The sequence below is a fragment of the Mycoplana sp. 10N416 genome, from assembly GCF_056394765.1.
On sequence record NZ_JBFTIM010000004.1, the window covers coordinates 219,618 to 234,873 of the forward strand.

A 15,256-nucleotide genomic window follows, 5' to 3' on the forward strand; every position below is an offset into this window, starting at 1 on the left:
TGCTGGTTCTTTCGGATCAACGTTGAAAATTAGAAGGCCGATCTAGCAAAGATCCAGCGGTGAAGGCCAGCGGAGAAACGCCCCCGTCAGGATTATCGAAAGAGTCGGCGACTACCGTGCCCCATGACCATCTCCTCCACCAAGGCAAACTCGATGCCAAGCGCGGGTTGCACGGCCCGCGCCTGGCTTGCTGCATCTGCTCGGATCGAGGCCACTCAGAAAGTCAGGCGGGAAATTCTTCGAGCTGGAAAACCTGGTCATGGGTCGCGACGAAGATTTCGCCTTCGCGGGTCACCCAGCCGCGGAACATGCCATCGGTGTTGTAGGGAGCGGCGATCGAACCGTCTGCGGCCACGGCGACCAGTCCCGCACCGATCTGATGCGGCTTCAGGTCCTGATGAATGACCTTGTCCGATGCTGACTTGAGGCTTTCGTTCAGATAGGCCATGCGGCTTGCGATTTCGTGCCCGACAACATGGCGAATGAAGAACTCACCCTTGCCGGTGCCGGATACGGCGCAGATGCCGTCGCGCGCATAGGTTCCCGCGCCAATGATCGGTGAATCGCCCACGCGCCCGTCGGGCTTGTTGTTGTAGCCGCCCGTCGACGTGGCGGCGGCCAGGTGACCGGATGCATCCAGGGCGACCGCGCCGACCGTGCCGTGCTTTTCCGATTCCTTTGCGGCGGCGGCAGTCCCGCTGGCTTCATGAGCCTTCATGGCGGCAAGCGCCTGAACGCGACGCTCGGTCGTGAAATAGGATTGCGGTTCGACAGCGAGTCCGGATTTCTCGGCGAACTGGTCGGCCGCCCCCCCGGTGAGCAGCACAGCGTCGCCTTTTTCCATGACCGCACGCGCAGCTTTGACAGGGTTGCGGATCGAGCGGGCGGCACTGACGGCCCCTGCCGCCAATGTGGCGCCGTCCATGATCGAGGCATCAAGCTCGTGGACGCCGTTCTCGTTCAGTGCCGCACCATGCCCTGCGTTGAAATGTGGGCTGTCTTCCATGACCACTACTGCCGCTTCGACCGCATCGAGCGCGGAACCTCCAGCACTCAGTACGGTCCAGCCAGCCTTGAGCGAGAGCGCCAGATCGTGACGCGCGGCCGTCCATTCGGCATCGCTCAAGTCAAGCTTGGCCATCACTCCACAGCCGCCATGAATGGCAAGGGCAACCTTGGCCATGTTTTTGTCCTTTCAATCGTTTTTACAACGGGAAAGGCCGGGCGCTGGGCCCGGCCTTTTTGGGTACTTGCCCGGATTACTTCGCCGGACGGATATTCATTGCCAAGGTGTCTTCGTCGGCGCGCGGCGTCAGGACCACCTTGTCCTTTTTGAGCCCCCAGGCGCTGAGCAGCGTTGCCAGCGGCAAATCGGGACGATCCGTTGCAACCAGGCCGTTGGCCTTTTCCAGCAGGCCGCGACGGGCATCCGCATCCATCTCGGCGGCGGCATCCTCGATCAGCTTGTCCATTTCCGGATTTGCGTAGCCGCGAACGTTGAATGCGCCGAGCGACTTGGCAGGCTCATTGGAGTGCATCAACGACGACAGCATATAGTTTGCCTCGCCCGTCAGCGTGCCCCAGCTTGCCATGTACAGCGAATATTCGCCGCGGGTCTTGGCCGGATTGAAGACGGCAGCCGGCACACCGCTGACATCGGCGGTGATGCCGATGCTCGCCAGCATCTGCGCAATCGTAGGTCCGAGTTCCGATGGCATGCGATCGTTGGCATAGTTCAGCGTGATCTTGAAGCCATCCGGGTAGCCGGCTTCCGTCAGCAGTTCCTTGGCGCGCTTCACATCGAACTTGGGCGCTTCAAGCGACTTGTCATAGCCGAAGATGTTGGCGGTCACGAGCTGCGTCGGAACGACGGCCATGCCTTCCAGTGCGAACTCGACGATGGTCTCGCGATCCAGCGCCAGATCGAACGCTTCGCGGACGCGCGGATCAAGCATCGGGTTCTTGTCGAGCTTCGCGCCGTTCTTGGCGAAGACCTGCGGGCTGCTTTCGCGGAAATCGAACTCGAGGTAGCTGATGTAGATGCTCTCGTTCTTCACGACAGAAAGCGCGGAGTCCTGTTCCAGGACCGGCACGTCCGCTGCCGGAACCTTGGAAATGATGTCGACCTGACCGGCCTTCAGCTGGGCCACGCGAGCTGCGTCATTCGGAATTTCCTTGCGGATGACGCGATCCCACGGCTCGGCACCACCCCAATATCCATCGAAGCGCTCCAGGATGAGATCCTGCGTCGGCGCCCACGAGATGAACTTGTAAGGGCCGGTTCCGATCGTTGCCTTGCCGCTGTTGAAACCTTCAGCAGCGGTTTCCTGCGTCGAATAGTTGGCAGCTGCCGTATGCGAGGTGATGAACAGGCGCACGAAATCGTTCGGCAGATTGGGGGCCGGCTTCTCGGTCTTCACGCGGACAGTGTGAGCATCGACAACTTCCACTGACTTGACGCTGCGCACGAAGATGGTCGCCGGGTTGGGGCCGGTGACATTGGGAATACGCTCGATCGAAAACTTGACGTCCTCGGCAGTGAAGTCGGAACCATCGTGAAATTTCACGCCCTGGCGAAGCTTGAATTCCCAGGTCGTCTGGTCCAGCGCTTCCCAACTCAGGGCGAGTGACGGTTCAAGCTCGAGATTGTTGCCGGAGCGGATCAGCGTGTCGAAAATATGCTTGGTGGCTTCTGCATTGGCGGCCGTTGCCGTGAAATGCGGATCCATCGAAGCTGGCCCAGCCTTGATCGCCATCACCAGATCGGCGGCCAGCGCCTGACCGGCGGTCAGCAGCAGTGCAGTACCAAGCATCAGCGCACGTATTTGTTTCTGCATGTTCATGTAGTTCCCTGCTTTGATTTCGTGGTTTTCTACTCTTCGATCGCAGGCGCGTCGGAGGAGGAGATCGTTTCCGGCCAATCGCGGGACGCGATGACCATTTTGGCCAGGATGTCGGACAGCATGATGCGTTCGGCCGGGCTCAGAGCCTCCAGCATCATGCGTTCGCGTTTGATCATCGGTGTCATCTTTGCCTCAACGATCGCACGCCCTGCATCTGTCAGGCACAGCACCACGCGACGAAGGTCGCCGAGATCCTCTTCTCGCCGGATGAGCTTGAGTCGGGTCAGTTTCTGGGTGGCGCGGCTCAGCGTGTTCTTGGGAAAACCGGAACCGGCAACGACCTCGGAAAGCGTCGTGCGGTCCTTCAGGAACAGCGAATAAAGCACCACGAATTCCGGTCGCAACAAATCGTGGTCGGCACCAATCATGCCGTAGACCGGATTGTTGTAGTGCAGGGCGAGATAGTTGATGCGGAAGGAGAGCCAGCACGGGTTCGACCACAGCTTGGCGTGCAGAATGTCGCTCTCGTCAATCCGTTCATCGACGGCTTCCGCACGCCCTGCGCGACCTTCGAAAAGCGCTATCCTGATCGGATCATCCATCGCCTCTCCCCCGCGATTAGGTTCCATTTAGGACAAAATACTGGGCGCATTAGCTATGTCAAACGCATTTTTTGTTCCAATTGGAACTTGTGTATGATGCGATTTAGAGGTTACTGTTTTCGGAAATCATCTCCACGAGAGACGAAAGCGAATAGGGTCGGAAGGATTTTCGGATGCATATCAATGCGATGAACTGGAGCCAGGTCGAAGAGCGGGTCAAGACGGATGACCGCTGCATCCTGCCGATCGGCAGTGTCGAGCAGCATGCGCGCCTCAGCCTCGGCACGGACATGATCCTTGCCGAAAAGGTTTCGCTGGATGCAGCCGCCCCCCTCGGCGTGCCGGTCTTCCCAGTCGTGCCTTACGGCCTGGCCTCCAGCTTCGCCGACTTTCCCGGCACCGTGTCCTTCAGCCTGCGGACCTATGTCGGCGTGATCGAGGACATTCTCGACAGCCTCCACCGTTCCGGCTTCCGGCGCATCCTGGTCGTCAACGGACATGGCGGCAACACGCCGGCGGCAACGGTCGTATCCGAATGGCTGAACCGCAACCGGGACGCCAGCGTGAAGATGCACGACTGGTGGCGGGCGCCCAAGACCATGGCCAAGGTGCTTGAAATCGACAACCGCGCGTCGCACGCGTCCTGGATGGAGAATTTTCCGTGGACCCGCCTGGAAGGCGTCGCCCAGCCAGAGCATGTCCAGGAACGAGTCGATTTCGACGGCCTGGCGCGCGTCGATGCCGGCCGCAAGCGCGAGCGCCTCGGCGAGGGCAACTACCACGGCCTGTTCGAGCGGCCCGACGCCGACATGCTGGCGATCTGGGACGTCGCGGTCACGGAAACCCGCGCCCTGCTGGAGAACGACTGGCACTGATCGGCCGCCGGCGGAAACGGGATGTTCCGCCAGGGGCCGCACAATTTATCCCGTAGCCGGCTGCCGGGATGCGAGTGGGGACAGGACTGATGATTGCATTTATCGTGCGGCGAATCTGGCAGGCGATGCTCGTCATGCTGGTGATGTCGATGCTGGTATTTATGGGCGTCTTCGTGATCGGCAATCCGGTGGACGTGCTGATATCTCCCGATGCGACGCAGGAAATCCGCCAGCGGGTGATCGAGCAATACGGCCTCGATCTTCCGGTGTGGCAGCAATATCTGCAATTCATGAACAGCCTGCTCCATGGCGATCTGGGCCGTTCCTTCGTCTACAACATGCCGGTTTCCGAGCTCATCGCATCCCGCCTTCCAGCGACGATGGAACTGGCCGTGATCGCCATCCTGCTGGCGAGCGTTGTTGGGATACCGCTCGGCGTATATGCCGGATACAAGCCCGACAGCTGGCTTTCCAAGGCGATCATGGCCCTGTCCATCCTGGGCTTTTCCGTGCCGACCTTCTGGATCGGCCTGATGCTGATCATGGTGTTCGCCGTGCAGTTCGGCATCATGCCGGCGGGAGGGCGCGGCGATACCATCACGCTGTTCGGCGTGCCATGGAGTTTCCTGACCCCCAATGGCTTGCATCACCTGGCCTTGCCGGCGCTCAACCTGTCGCTGTTCAAGATGTCGATGATGATCCGGCTATCGGCGTCCGGCACGCGCGAAGTCATGCTGACCGACACCATCAAGTTTGCCCGTGCCGCCGGCATCGATGAGTACACCATTTTGTGCAGGCACGTCCTGCGCCTGATCTCCATCCCGCTGGTGACCGTCTTCGGGCTGGAGCTGGGGTCGACCATCGCCTTCGCCGTCGTGACCGAGACGATCTATTCGTGGCCCGGCCTCGGCAAGCTGATCATCGACAGCATCACCTCTCTCGATCGCCCGGTCATGGTCGCCTATCTGATGCTGGTTTCGCTCTTGTTCATCACAATCAATCTCGTCGTTGATCTCGCCTATGCCGTGCTTGATCCGCGCATGCGGCAGGGAGGCGGCAAATGACAGCGACATCGGTGACGCCGCGTTCGTCCAACGGGTTCTGGGCCGAATTTTTCCGGCATCCGGTCCCGGTGGCGGCCGCCATTGCAGTGGTTGCCATCATCCTACTGGCCGTCTTTGCGCCCCTCATCGCGCCGCAGGACCCATACGACCTTGCCAGCCTTGTCCTGCGCGATGCGCGCCGGGCGCCGGGCTATATCGGGCAGGGCGGATACATCCATATCCTTGGTACCGACAGCCAGGGCCGGGACCTGTTTTCCGCCATTCTCTATGGGCTCAGAATTTCCCTGCAGATGGGACTTCTGGCCGGCGCCATCGCATTCACGATCGGCGCCCTCGTGGGATCGGCGGCGGCCTATGTTGGCGGCCGCTTCGAGGCACTCGTCATGCGGCTGGTCGATCTGCAGCTGTCATTCCCGGCTATCCTGCTCGCTTTCGTCGTGGCCGCACTTCTTGGACAGGGCAAAAGCCAGCTCATTGTCGCGTTGGTTTTCTCGCAATACGCCTATTTCGTCCGCACCGCGCATGGTGCTGCCGCAGCCGAGCGCAACAAGGACTATGTCGAGGCGGCGCTTTCGGTGCCGATGAGCGGCTGGTTCGTCGTGACCCGCCACATTCTCCCCAACGCCCTGCCTCCATTGATTGTCGTCGCGACCGTGCAGGTGGCCAGTGCGATCTCGCTTGAAGCCACCCTGTCGTTTCTTGGTGTCGGCCTGCCGCCCACGGAACCTTCGTTGGGCATGCTGATCTCGACCGGCTTCCAGTACCTCCTGTCGGGCCGCTACTGGATCTCTATCTATCCCGGTGTCGCTCTGATCATCCTCATCCTGGCAATCAACATTGTCGGCGACCAGGTGCGCGACCAGCTCAATCCAAGGCTGAAGAAATGACGGCTCCCCTTCTCGAAGTCACCGATCTTCACACCCACTTCGAAGCGCGCGCCGGCACGGTGAAATCCGTCGATGGCATTTCTTTTCACCTCGAGCGTGGTGAGATTCTCGGTCTCGTCGGCGAATCCGGCTCCGGAAAATCGATCACTGGCTTCTCGCTTATCGGATTGATCGACAAGCCGGGGCGCATTGTTCAGGGGTCGATCAAGCTGGAAGGCCGCGAACTCGTCGGCCTCAGTGAAGCTGATCTGCGCAAGATCCGCGGTCGGGAAATCTCGATGGTCTTTCAGGATCCGATGATGACGCTCAACCCGGTGCTGACGGTCCTCGACCAGATGGCCATGGCGCTGAGAGCCCACGAGCGCCTGTCTGACGCTGAGGCACGCATTCGCTGTGTCGAAGCGTTGCGGCAGGTGCGCATCGTCGACCCGGAGCAGAAGGTGGACTTCTATCCGCATCAGTTTTCCGGCGGCATGCGCCAGCGCGTGGCCATTGCCATTGCTCTGTTGCACAAACCGAAAGTGGTCATTGCCGACGAGCCGACGACGGCGCTCGATGTCTCGGTGCAGGCCGAGATCCTCGTCGAGGTTAAGGCACTGGTCGCCGAGTTGGGCATCTCGATGATCTGGATCAGTCACGATCTCGCCACGGTGGCATCAATCTCGAAGCGCATTGCGGTGATGAAATCCGGCAAGATCGTGGAAACCGGCCCGGCGGCCGACGTGCTGCGCGCGCCGACCCATCCCTACACGCAACTGCTGCTGGATGCACTGCCATCACGCGCCAAGCCGGGCCAGTTGCTGGGTGCTCAAGCAGGCGAAAACGAGGCTTTCCAGGCGAATGACGTCGCGACAACGGCAGAGCCGTACCCGGAATTCGTAACCGTGAAGGGGGCGGTCAAGCGCTTCGAATGGAAAAGCGGCTTCTGGGGGCGCATCGGCGAGCGGCTGGGTATCGTCAAGCCGAGAAAAGCGGTGCTGGCGGTTAATGACGTCAGCCTTTCCATTGCCAGAGGCGAAGCCCTGGGGCTGGTCGGAGAATCGGGATCCGGCAAGTCCACGCTGGGACGCATGGTGTGCGGCATCTATCGTCCGTCCGAAGGCGAAATCAGGCTCGCTGGCGCACCTGTCATGCTGGACAGCCAGCAGGGCCGGAAACTGACGACCAAGGTGCAGATGATCTTTCAGGATCCTTTCGCATCGCTCGATCCGCGCCGCACGATCGGGCAATCGATCGCCGAAGGCCCGATCGCCCACGGTCTTACGACACGAGCCAACGCACGCAGCTATGTTGCAAAGTGGCTCGAGGCGGTCAGCCTGGATCCCGCGGTTGCCGACCGTTATCCGCATCAGTTCTCGGGCGGACAACGTCAGCGTGTTGCGATCGCCCGCGCGCTTGCCATGCGACCCGAGGTGATCGTCTGTGACGAACCGGTAGCTTCACTGGACGTCTCGATTCAGGCGCAGATTCTCAATCTGCTGCTGACGCTACGCAAGGAACTCGGCCTCACACTGCTGTTCATCAGCCACGACCTCTCGGTCGTGCGTCATCTTTGTGATCGCGTCGTCGTGATGTACCGCGGCAAGATCGTGGAAGAAGGCACGACAGAGGACATCTTCAGAACGCCGCAGGATGCCTACACAAGGATGCTCCTCGAGGCCATTCCAAGGCTGGTTTGACGACATCGTTGCGATAAGGGGGCCAAACCGTTTCGGGCGCAGCCATTTGATGAAGCCGCGGCGCTCCTTGGCAGCGCAGACTTCGTTCAGCGGAACCTTATCGGCGACGGCCACCACTGGGTCAGGCAGTGGGCCATCGAGCCAGGCTGCCATTTTGAGGCGCTCATCCCAGTAGGAGGCACGATGGTAGGTGCGACGCACGGCCTTGCCGCTCTTTGCCAACTGATGGCGTCCCAGCAAAATGCCATCAGAAATGCCATCAAATTCTTTGGATGCCCGTGGCCGCCGATGGATGCGAGCGGACGAAAACCTTGCAAAAGGGCAACAAAAAACCCCGCTAACGCGGGGTTTTTTGAGCTGTACCGGACGATCCGGAACGTGAAATTGGTGCCCAGAAGAGGACTCGAACCTCCACACCCTTGCGAGTACCAGCACCTGAAGCTGGCGCGTCTACCAATTCCGCCATCTGGGCGACGGAGGCGGATGTACGGGGATAGCCCGTCGGTGTCAACGGGCTTTTTGAAGTTTTTGCAATGACATGTGCAAATCCTTCAATTGGGGCGCGCCGCCCAGTCACGGATCATGGCCAGGCCCTGTTGGAGAAGGGTTTGCGCCACTTCCTCGCTGGCCGCTTCGACGTAGCAGCGCATTTCCGGGGCGTTGCCGGAAGGGCGGAAGTGGATGATTCGCTCGTCCGCGAGCGTCACCCGCAGCCCGTCGAGGTCGCTCGTGCGTGTCGGCACGCCGATTGGAGCCAGGAAGGCTGCAAGAGCTGCAGGACCCGAGCGCAACATGGCCATCAGCGCCGCGCTGGTCTCGATCGGGAAGTTTTCCAGACGGTCGGCGGCGGCGAACGGCAGGCGGAACGAGGAGGCGACGGCGGAAAGCGGCTGTGCACTCTTGGCGGCCAACGCGAGGACGGCAAGCACAGGCAGGAAGCAGTCGCGGGTCGGAAGCGGCGCAAGAACCTTGCCGTTGACCGTGCAGGGCGTGCCCGTCAGGGTGCCCCCGTTCGCCTCGAAGCCGACGACAGCCCTGGCGCCTTTCGCCACAGCCTCGTCCATGGCCGCGATCACGAAGGGCGACCCCACACGCGTCCGCAGCACGCTGAAGCGGCCGGCGGTCTCGATCCCCGAATTCGAGGTCACCGGCGTCACCACGACATCCGCATCGAGGAAATTCGCTGCGATCAGGCCGAGCAGGTCGCCGCGCAGCGGCGTGCCGGTCTCGTCGGCGACGAGCGGACGGTCGCCGTCGCCGTCCGCCGATACGATCGCATCGAGCCGATGCTCGGCTGCCCAGCCGCGCATCCGGTCGATCGTCTCGACAGGCACCGCTTCCGTGTCGACCGGAATGAAAGTGTCCGAGCGCCCGAGCGCGATGCACTCAGCACCGCAGCCGGAAAGAACGGTCACGAGAAGGTCGCGCGCGACGGTGCTGTGCTGGTAGACGCCGATCCGCAGCCCGGTCAGCGCCCCCGGCGGCAACAGGCCGGCATAGCGCTCGAGGAACAAGGCCTCGGCGTCACCGGACGCATCGCTTGCCGTGGTGGCCGATGGTTGAATGGTTTCTCCGTTGGCTGCGATCGTTTCGGCGATCGCCATGATTGCCGTTTCGTCCGCCTTGCCGATCTCGCCATCCGGTCGGTAGAACTTGATGCCGTTCCTGTCAGCGGGAATGTGCGAGCCGGTGATCATCAGGCTCGCGGCGCCGCACTTGATCCCGAGGAGCGCAAGCGCCGGCGTCGGAATCGTGCCGCAATCGCGCGGCGCAAGCCCAGCCTGCCGCAGCGCGGCGATGACGATCGTGGCGATCGCCGGGCTCGATGGGCGGAAATCGCGGCCGACGAGAACCGCGTCGCCCGGCCTGGCGAGGTCGGAACCGAGAAGATGGCGGGCGAAGGCGGTGGCGTAGAGTGCCGCCGGTGGACCCTCGAGCTCGCGTGAAAGACCGCGCAGTCCGCTGGTGCCGAATTTCAGACTCATGCCGTGCTCCGAGTTGTAGTATGCTGATGCAACCCGCATCTCATGCCCGATTTTCTTCGCCTTGTCCTCTGCTTCCAAGAAATGCGGTGCTGGACGGAGCGCGCGAAAGGCTAGGGAATTATACGGCGCGGAAACGCGTCGAAGTAAGACGCAGAGAGGGAATGCAATAGGAAATCGCCTTTTTGGAAAAGTCAGAGAGGATCGCAATGTCCAGGTTTCGCAGTCTCGCTCCAGCCGGCGCCATGGGTCTTGCGGCTGTTCTGTTCCCGCTTTCCGTCAACGCTTTGCCGCCGGCTTTTCCGGATCACGTGGTTGGATCCGACGTCGTTCCGGCCCGTGCCGTGTGCAATGCCTATAGCTGCTGGAACTTCACGCCGCTTTATAGCCCCTTCTATCGGCCTTATAACAATCCAATCTATCAGCCTTACTATCGTTCGTATTACTGGCCGATCTACCGGCCGTACTACCGGCCCTATTACAACGGCCCGTACAACCGACCCTACTATCCGCCGTACCGGACCTATTATCAAACCTATGACAGCCCGTACTACGCGCCCGACTACGGCAATTACGACTCCCACGTGACGTGGTGCCTCAATCGTTACCGCACTTACGACCCTGGAACGAACCGCTACCATGCCGGCGGCGGCGTTTATCGCGTCTGCTCCTCGCCCTATCGTTGAGCAAGCGGCCGGCAATTCGGCAACCCGGCATTTTCAGCTTCGGTCGACGTGGCCGAGATCGCGATCCGGCTCGATCACGTCGCGCACGCGCTGCTTCAGTTCCTTCGGCCCCGGGAACCCATCGTCGCGCTTGCGCTCCCAGATGAGTTCGTCGTTAACCCGGATTTCGAAGCTGCCGCCGGTACCCGGTAGCAGCGCAACTTCTCCCAGGCTGTCGCCGAAAGTCTGCAGGAGTTCCTGTGCCATCCAGCCTGCCCGCAAAAGCCAGTTGCACTGCGTGCAGTAGAGGATGGAGATGCGGGGCTTCTGCTCGTTCATGATTGTCTTTCCTTAGTGGTGGGCAGGCGTCCGGGCACGCGGACCGCTTTTGAAGTGAGTTGCTGCGCGGTTCACGAACATGTCAACTGAGTTCATCAGGCTTTACCGCGGCCGATCTTGCGCCGGAAGAGCGCTGCCCCGAAACGGTGTGCGGTGCAAAAAATTCCTGATTGGATTCCTCATGAGCGATACCATCTCTCGGCAGCCCCGATTGATCCTGCCCCTCCTTGGCCCGGTCTATTCCTCCCTTGGCGAAAGCACAGAGACTCTGCTGCGCATTCTTGCCGGGGCGCTCTTCGCCGTCCATGGCTACGGCAAGATCCTCAATCCCTTCGGAGCGGTCGGCATGGTGGAAAGCCTCGGTTTTTATCCGGGCGCGATCTGGTCGCCGTTGTTGGCGGCGACCGAGTTTTTCGGCGGCATTCTGATCGCGATCGGCCTATTCACGCGGCCGGCCGCGTTCGCCTCGATGATCGTTCTCGCTGTAACCGTCTACTTCCACTGGGTCGTCAAGGCTGAAGGACTGATGGGGGCGGAGAAATCAATTCTCTGGGCGGCGATCATGCTCTACTTTGCCGTCCGCGGCGCCAACGGTCAGTCGGTCGACGCCAGGATCGGTCGTCAATTCTGATCGTGACGCGGTGATGTGCCTGCGCGGTGAGGTGTCCACATCCCAGTAGAGCGGGAACATCTGATCGAAAACGGTGACGGCCCGGCGCTCGATCTTCGTGGGGAAGGCGAGGGGTGATTCGCGGCGCACAGATCGTCCCCCGTCGGCGGGCAGGCCATACCAGGCCGCCCGTTCAGCGACACGAAGGTCTCCAGCCGGTCGAGCGCCTTCTCTTCCTCAAACACGTGCGCCGGCAGATCATGGTGTTGATCGAGGTGTAGATCTCACCGTCGCATCGATGGCGTTGGCCGTTGGGTGTCCCCGGCCTCGCCCTGATAGCGCTTTTCACCACGATGTGATGGCGTTCGCAGCAGCGACAATCGCCAGTTTTCGCAGGCGCCCGCAGCCACAGAAGCCTACGAGGTCGGGAAGGTCATCGCCGATGACAGCGCGCTATCTCAGTTTAAATCCCGCAATCTGACGAGCGCGCCGGCTACGGATAGTGGGTTTTTCTCCCCTCATACCGGAAAGCAGTTGACACCAGAAATATCGCATACTTTATGAATACAATAAGTATGCAAAGGGAGGAGTGCACGCAATGTCGTCTGCAGAGGAGCCGTCGAGCCGGTGTGGCTGGGCGGAAAAAATCACCGGACTATCCCAGGCGATCCTGCGGAGCGAAAAGTTCCTGGCCGGAATATTCATAACGGTGCTCTTGGCCCTGATATTGGTGAACGTGGTGACGCGCTTTGCCAAGGTGCCGATCTATTGGATCGATGAAGCTTCGATTTTCGCGATGATCTGGCTAGGCTTCATTGGCGCCTCGGTTATGACGCGGCTCCGTATCGATTTTGCTGTTACCCTTCTTTCCGATCACTTGCCGCCCAAGTGGGTTGCACGCTTGCGGGCGCTCGCCACCGCAATGTCGCTGGCGTTCGCTATCGGGTTTTTAGTAATGTGCTGGGTTTGGATGGATCCTGCGGGAATTGCTTCCCATGGTTTCGACGCACAGGGCTATGCGGCAGAAACGTTCAACTTCCTCTACACGGAAAAAACCCAGACGCTGGAATGGCCGACCTGGATCGTCAATCTCATCCTGCCGATTTTTGCTGTCACACTAATCGTACACTGTGCAGCCAACCTGCTTGAAGATCTCGGAATTGCTTGCAAGCGCGAGCAGGTTTCGCTGACGACTGCAGAAGGAGCTGCCTGATGGTTACCTTCGGCGCATTCGTTGCCTTCATGTTGATCGGTCTGCCGATCTCCATCGTGCTATGCCTGACGGCGGCAGCTTACATCTGGCAAACTGACAATACGGTTCTGTTCATATCCTTTCCGACCCAGATGTTTACCGGTTTGGACAGCTATGGCCTGATTGCCATTCCGCTTTTCATTCTCATCGGTGAGATCATGAATGGCGGCGGCATTACACGGCGCATTATCGATATGGCGATGGCTTTCGTCGGCGCCCTCAAGGGCGGGCTCGCCTATGTCAATTTGCTGGCCAATATGTTCGTGGCTTCCATTCTCGGCTCGGCAGCGGCGCAGGTTGCACTGATGTCCCAGATGGTCGTGCCGGAAATGGAGCGCAAAGGCTATGACAAGACCTTCGCCGCAGGACTGACCGCCTATGCCGGCATGCTCGGACCGATCATTCCGCCGTCGATCATGTTCGTCGTCTACAGCGTCATCGCGCAGGTGCCGGTTGGAACCATGCTGGCCGCGGGCATTATCCCCGGCATCATTCTCTCTGCGGCCTTCTGCATCGTCATTGCCCTGATGGGATACGTTTACAACTATCCGCGCGGTGAGCGTTTGCCGATGCGTGAGCGGGTAGCCATTACGCTGAAGGCAGTGCCAACACTGATCATTCCGCTGATCATCGTCGGGTCGATCGTGACCGGGCTTGCCAACCCGACGGAAGCTGCGGCGATGGGCGTGATTGCAGCGATCCTCGTCGGCCGTTTCGTCACGGGCGATCTCCGCCTGAAGCAGCTCCCTGACATGTTCATCAAGGCAGGGGTTCTGTCGGCAGGCATTCTGTTCCTGATTGCAGCCGCAGCCGTATTCTCGTGGGTTCTCGTGTACGGGATGGTCCCCCAGCGTGTAGCAGAATGGATCCAGACCATCGCGAAAGACCCGGTCACGTTCATGCTTCTGGTCAATGTGATCCTGCTCGTCATCGGGACGGTGATCGACGGAGCGCCTGGACTGATCATGACGATTCCGATCCTGCTGCCCATCGCAACGGACGTCTATGGCATCGATCCGGTCCATTTTGGCGTCGTCGCCGTCATAAACCTGGTCCTGGGCTTCCTGTCGCCGCCGGTTGGTCTGAACTTCTTCATCGCCGCCGCCGTGACCGGAGCGAAGCCCGGCAAGATGTTCATCGTGACGCTGCCGTTCTTCTTTATCTGCTGCATCATTCTGGTGCTGCTTTCGATCTTCCCGGCGCTTTCAACCTACTTTTCGTAACCGCAAACTCACATAGAGGGGGACCACCATGACCATTACACGCCGAACCTTCACGAAAACGCTCTCGTTGGGAGCAGCAATGGCTGTTTCCGCACCTTCGATCCTGCGTGCGCAGAGCGCCAAGATCTACCGGCTCGGGATCACCACGCCTCCTGGCCATCCCTGGAACGTTGCGGCCGAGGCCGTCGGGAAGCGCCTTTCGGAGGAAACCAACGGCCGTCTCACGATTCAGGTTTTTCCGTCGAACCAGCTCGGGAATGAAGGCGCGATGTTGCAGCAGATGCAGTCGGGCGCGCTGGATCTAGGTTGGATCATGACGGCCGAGCTTGGCTCGCGCATTCCGCAGATCGCGGCCATCAACGCACCATGGCTCGTATCGAGCACGGAAAAGGTAGCAAAGCTTGTTCGCCATCCTGTTGCAACCAAGCTATTGGATGTGCTGCCTGCTCAAACGGGCACGATCGGCCTTGGCTATGGCATCACGACCCTGCGCGTCGTCTTCACCGGCAAGGAAACCGCTGGCATTGACGACATCAGGGGCATGAAGCTGCGCATCAATACGACACCGGCCTATCGCGACTTCTATCAGTTGCTCGGTGCAGCCCCGACGCCCATCCCGACACCGCAGGTGTTCGACGCCATGTCGAACGGTCAGGTGGATGGTCTTGAAGCCGACCTCGATCTGTCTTGGAACCAGCGCTACGACAAGGTCGCCAAGACTATGTTGCGGATGAACGCCATTTTCATGCCCTGTGTTGCATTGGCATCCGCCCGCGTATGGAAGGGTGTACCCGAAGCAGACCGTGAGATCATCACGCGCCTCACCCGCGAGGAGCTCGACAAGCAAATCGACGCAACCGTCGCCAAGGAGGCCACGCTTCTCCAGAACTTCAAGGATTCCGGAATCAAGATCGTGGACGTTGACCTGCAGAACACTGCAGACATCATCGCGGCCTATGACAAGATCTGGCTGCCCAAGGCGCCGGCACTGAAAGAGTTGCGCGAAGTCGGCGCGACCCTCTGACGAGGGCCATTTCAGCTATCGACACGGCATTACAGGGAAGCCGTGTCGGCGGATGTGCGCATGCCGCATAGATTGCGACCACCCATTTGATAGTGCAGGCGGCGATGCGAGGTTAACTTGACCAAGGACGTCGCCGTCCGCAGCGCCAATGGCCAGTCGGTCGACGCCCGGATCGGCCGTCAGTTCTGAGCGTTGGCACGCTGACCTGCTT

14 protein-coding genes, 1 tRNA gene and 1 pseudogene are annotated in these 15,256 nt (G+C 60.4%); 9 read left to right on the forward strand and 7 right to left on the reverse strand.

Annotation, left to right across the window (positions count from 1 at the left end; translation table 11 throughout):
* Positions 1–223: 223 nt before the first annotated feature.
* From AC1DDS_RS10340 to AC1DDS_RS10350, 3 genes are all read right to left on the reverse strand, one after another.
* The gene (locus AC1DDS_RS10340) at positions 224–1,183 is read right to left on the reverse strand and encodes an isoaspartyl peptidase/L-asparaginase family protein (RefSeq protein WP_477478825.1); all 960 of its coding nucleotides are present in this window, start codon (positions 1,181–1,183) and stop codon (positions 224–226) included.
* A 76-nt stretch (positions 1,184–1,259) separates the two neighbouring features.
* Positions 1,260–2,843 (reverse strand): ABC transporter substrate-binding protein, encoded by a 1,584-nt coding sequence (locus AC1DDS_RS10345; protein ID WP_477478826.1) that lies wholly within the window; start codon positions 2,841–2,843, stop codon positions 1,260–1,262.
* Between the two features lie 29 nt (positions 2,844–2,872).
* A complete protein-coding gene (locus AC1DDS_RS10350) occupies positions 2,873–3,445 on the reverse strand; it encodes a MarR family winged helix-turn-helix transcriptional regulator (protein ID WP_477478827.1) in 573 nt (190 codons plus the stop codon).
* Between the two features lie 173 nt (positions 3,446–3,618).
* Between AC1DDS_RS10350 and AC1DDS_RS10355 the strand changes: the two genes are divergently transcribed.
* From AC1DDS_RS10355 to AC1DDS_RS10370, 4 genes are all read left to right on the forward strand, one after another.
* The gene (locus AC1DDS_RS10355; RefSeq protein WP_477478828.1) at positions 3,619–4,320 is read left to right on the forward strand and encodes a creatininase family protein; all 702 of its coding nucleotides are present in this window, start codon (positions 3,619–3,621) and stop codon (positions 4,318–4,320) included.
* An 89-nt stretch (positions 4,321–4,409) separates the two neighbouring features.
* Positions 4,410–5,384, forward strand: coding sequence for an ABC transporter permease (locus AC1DDS_RS10360; RefSeq protein ID WP_477478829.1), 975 nt, complete (start codon positions 4,410–4,412; stop codon positions 5,382–5,384).
* A complete protein-coding gene (locus AC1DDS_RS10365) occupies positions 5,381–6,271 on the forward strand; it encodes an ABC transporter permease (RefSeq protein ID WP_477478830.1) in 891 nt (296 codons plus the stop codon). The genes AC1DDS_RS10360 and AC1DDS_RS10365 overlap by 4 nt, the downstream gene beginning before the upstream one ends.
* Positions 6,268–7,950, forward strand: coding sequence for a dipeptide ABC transporter ATP-binding protein (locus AC1DDS_RS10370; RefSeq protein ID WP_477478831.1), 1,683 nt, complete (start codon positions 6,268–6,270; stop codon positions 7,948–7,950). Before AC1DDS_RS10365 ends, AC1DDS_RS10370 begins: the two co-directional genes overlap by 4 nt.
* A gap of 385 nt (positions 7,951–8,335) precedes the next feature.
* Here the strand turns inward: AC1DDS_RS10370 and AC1DDS_RS10375 are convergent.
* A tRNA-Leu gene (locus tag AC1DDS_RS10375) sits at positions 8,336–8,422 on the reverse strand.
* Positions 8,423–8,501: 79 nt separating this feature from the next.
* Positions 8,502–9,935: a phosphomannomutase gene (locus tag AC1DDS_RS10380; RefSeq protein WP_477478832.1), complete on the reverse strand. Its 1,434-nt coding sequence runs from the start codon at positions 9,933–9,935 to the stop codon at positions 8,502–8,504.
* 206 nt (positions 9,936–10,141) lie between these two features.
* Between AC1DDS_RS10380 and AC1DDS_RS10385 the strand changes: the two genes are divergently transcribed.
* Entirely contained in the window at positions 10,142–10,618 is a 477-nt protein-coding gene (locus tag AC1DDS_RS10385) for a BA14K family protein (RefSeq protein ID WP_477478833.1), read from the forward strand.
* A gap of 33 nt (positions 10,619–10,651) precedes the next feature.
* Here the strand turns inward: AC1DDS_RS10385 and AC1DDS_RS10390 are convergent, their stop codons facing one another.
* Positions 10,652–10,936, reverse strand: coding sequence for an Rdx family protein (locus tag AC1DDS_RS10390; RefSeq protein WP_477478834.1), 285 nt, complete (start codon positions 10,934–10,936; stop codon positions 10,652–10,654).
* Between the two features lie 181 nt (positions 10,937–11,117).
* On the opposite strand from AC1DDS_RS10390, the gene AC1DDS_RS10395 reads away from it, so the two are divergent.
* Positions 11,118–11,567 (forward strand): DoxX family protein, encoded by a 450-nt coding sequence (locus AC1DDS_RS10395; protein ID WP_477478835.1) that lies wholly within the window; start codon positions 11,118–11,120, stop codon positions 11,565–11,567.
* 36 nt (positions 11,568–11,603) lie between these two features.
* Here AC1DDS_RS10395 and AC1DDS_RS10400 read toward each other — a convergent pair.
* Positions 11,604–11,841: pseudogene (locus tag AC1DDS_RS10400) on the reverse strand (dihydroorotase); the annotation flags it as partial.
* 303 nt (positions 11,842–12,144) lie between these two features.
* Here AC1DDS_RS10400 and AC1DDS_RS10405 point away from each other — a divergent pair.
* The 3 genes from AC1DDS_RS10405 to AC1DDS_RS10415 are packed head-to-tail and all read left to right on the forward strand — an operon-like array spanning position 12,145 to position 15,045.
* Positions 12,145–12,759, forward strand: coding sequence for a TRAP transporter small permease (locus AC1DDS_RS10405; protein ID WP_477478836.1), 615 nt, complete (start codon positions 12,145–12,147; stop codon positions 12,757–12,759).
* Positions 12,759–14,021 carry a TRAP transporter large permease gene (locus AC1DDS_RS10410; RefSeq protein ID WP_477478837.1) on the forward strand — a complete coding sequence of 421 codons (1,263 nt, stop codon included), beginning with the start codon at positions 12,759–12,761 and terminating at the stop codon, positions 14,019–14,021. Before AC1DDS_RS10405 ends, AC1DDS_RS10410 begins: the two co-directional genes overlap by 1 nt.
* Before the next feature lie 28 nt (positions 14,022–14,049).
* Complete coding sequence (locus tag AC1DDS_RS10415) at positions 14,050–15,045, forward strand: TRAP transporter substrate-binding protein (RefSeq protein WP_477478838.1); 996 nt, start codon at positions 14,050–14,052, stop codon at positions 15,043–15,045.
* Positions 15,046–15,256 lie beyond the last annotated feature (211 nt).

Coding starts and splice junctions, on each gene's coding strand:
- AC1DDS_RS10340 (WP_477478825.1), bottom strand. CDS start 1,183: ATGGCCAAGGTTGCCCTTGCCATTCATGGCGGCTGTGGAGTGATGGCC.
- AC1DDS_RS10345 (WP_477478826.1), bottom strand. CDS start 2,843: ATGAACATGCAGAAACAAATACGTGCGCTGATGCTTGGTACTGCACTG.
- AC1DDS_RS10350 (WP_477478827.1), bottom strand. CDS start 3,445: ATGGATGATCCGATCAGGATAGCGCTTTTCGAAGGTCGCGCAGGGCGT.
- AC1DDS_RS10355 (WP_477478828.1), top strand. CDS start 3,619: ATGCATATCAATGCGATGAACTGGAGCCAGGTCGAAGAGCGGGTCAAG.
- AC1DDS_RS10360 (WP_477478829.1), top strand. CDS start 4,410: ATGATTGCATTTATCGTGCGGCGAATCTGGCAGGCGATGCTCGTCATG.
- AC1DDS_RS10365 (WP_477478830.1), top strand. CDS start 5,381: ATGACAGCGACATCGGTGACGCCGCGTTCGTCCAACGGGTTCTGGGCC.
- AC1DDS_RS10370 (WP_477478831.1), top strand. CDS start 6,268: ATGACGGCTCCCCTTCTCGAAGTCACCGATCTTCACACCCACTTCGAA.
- AC1DDS_RS10380 (WP_477478832.1), bottom strand. CDS start 9,935: ATGAGTCTGAAATTCGGCACCAGCGGACTGCGCGGTCTTTCACGCGAG.
- AC1DDS_RS10385 (WP_477478833.1), top strand. CDS start 10,142: ATGTCCAGGTTTCGCAGTCTCGCTCCAGCCGGCGCCATGGGTCTTGCG.
- AC1DDS_RS10390 (WP_477478834.1), bottom strand. CDS start 10,936: ATGAACGAGCAGAAGCCCCGCATCTCCATCCTCTACTGCACGCAGTGC.
- AC1DDS_RS10395 (WP_477478835.1), top strand. CDS start 11,118: ATGAGCGATACCATCTCTCGGCAGCCCCGATTGATCCTGCCCCTCCTT.
- AC1DDS_RS10405 (WP_477478836.1), top strand. CDS start 12,145: ATGTCGTCTGCAGAGGAGCCGTCGAGCCGGTGTGGCTGGGCGGAAAAA.
- AC1DDS_RS10410 (WP_477478837.1), top strand. CDS start 12,759: ATGGTTACCTTCGGCGCATTCGTTGCCTTCATGTTGATCGGTCTGCCG.
- AC1DDS_RS10415 (WP_477478838.1), top strand. CDS start 14,050: ATGACCATTACACGCCGAACCTTCACGAAAACGCTCTCGTTGGGAGCA.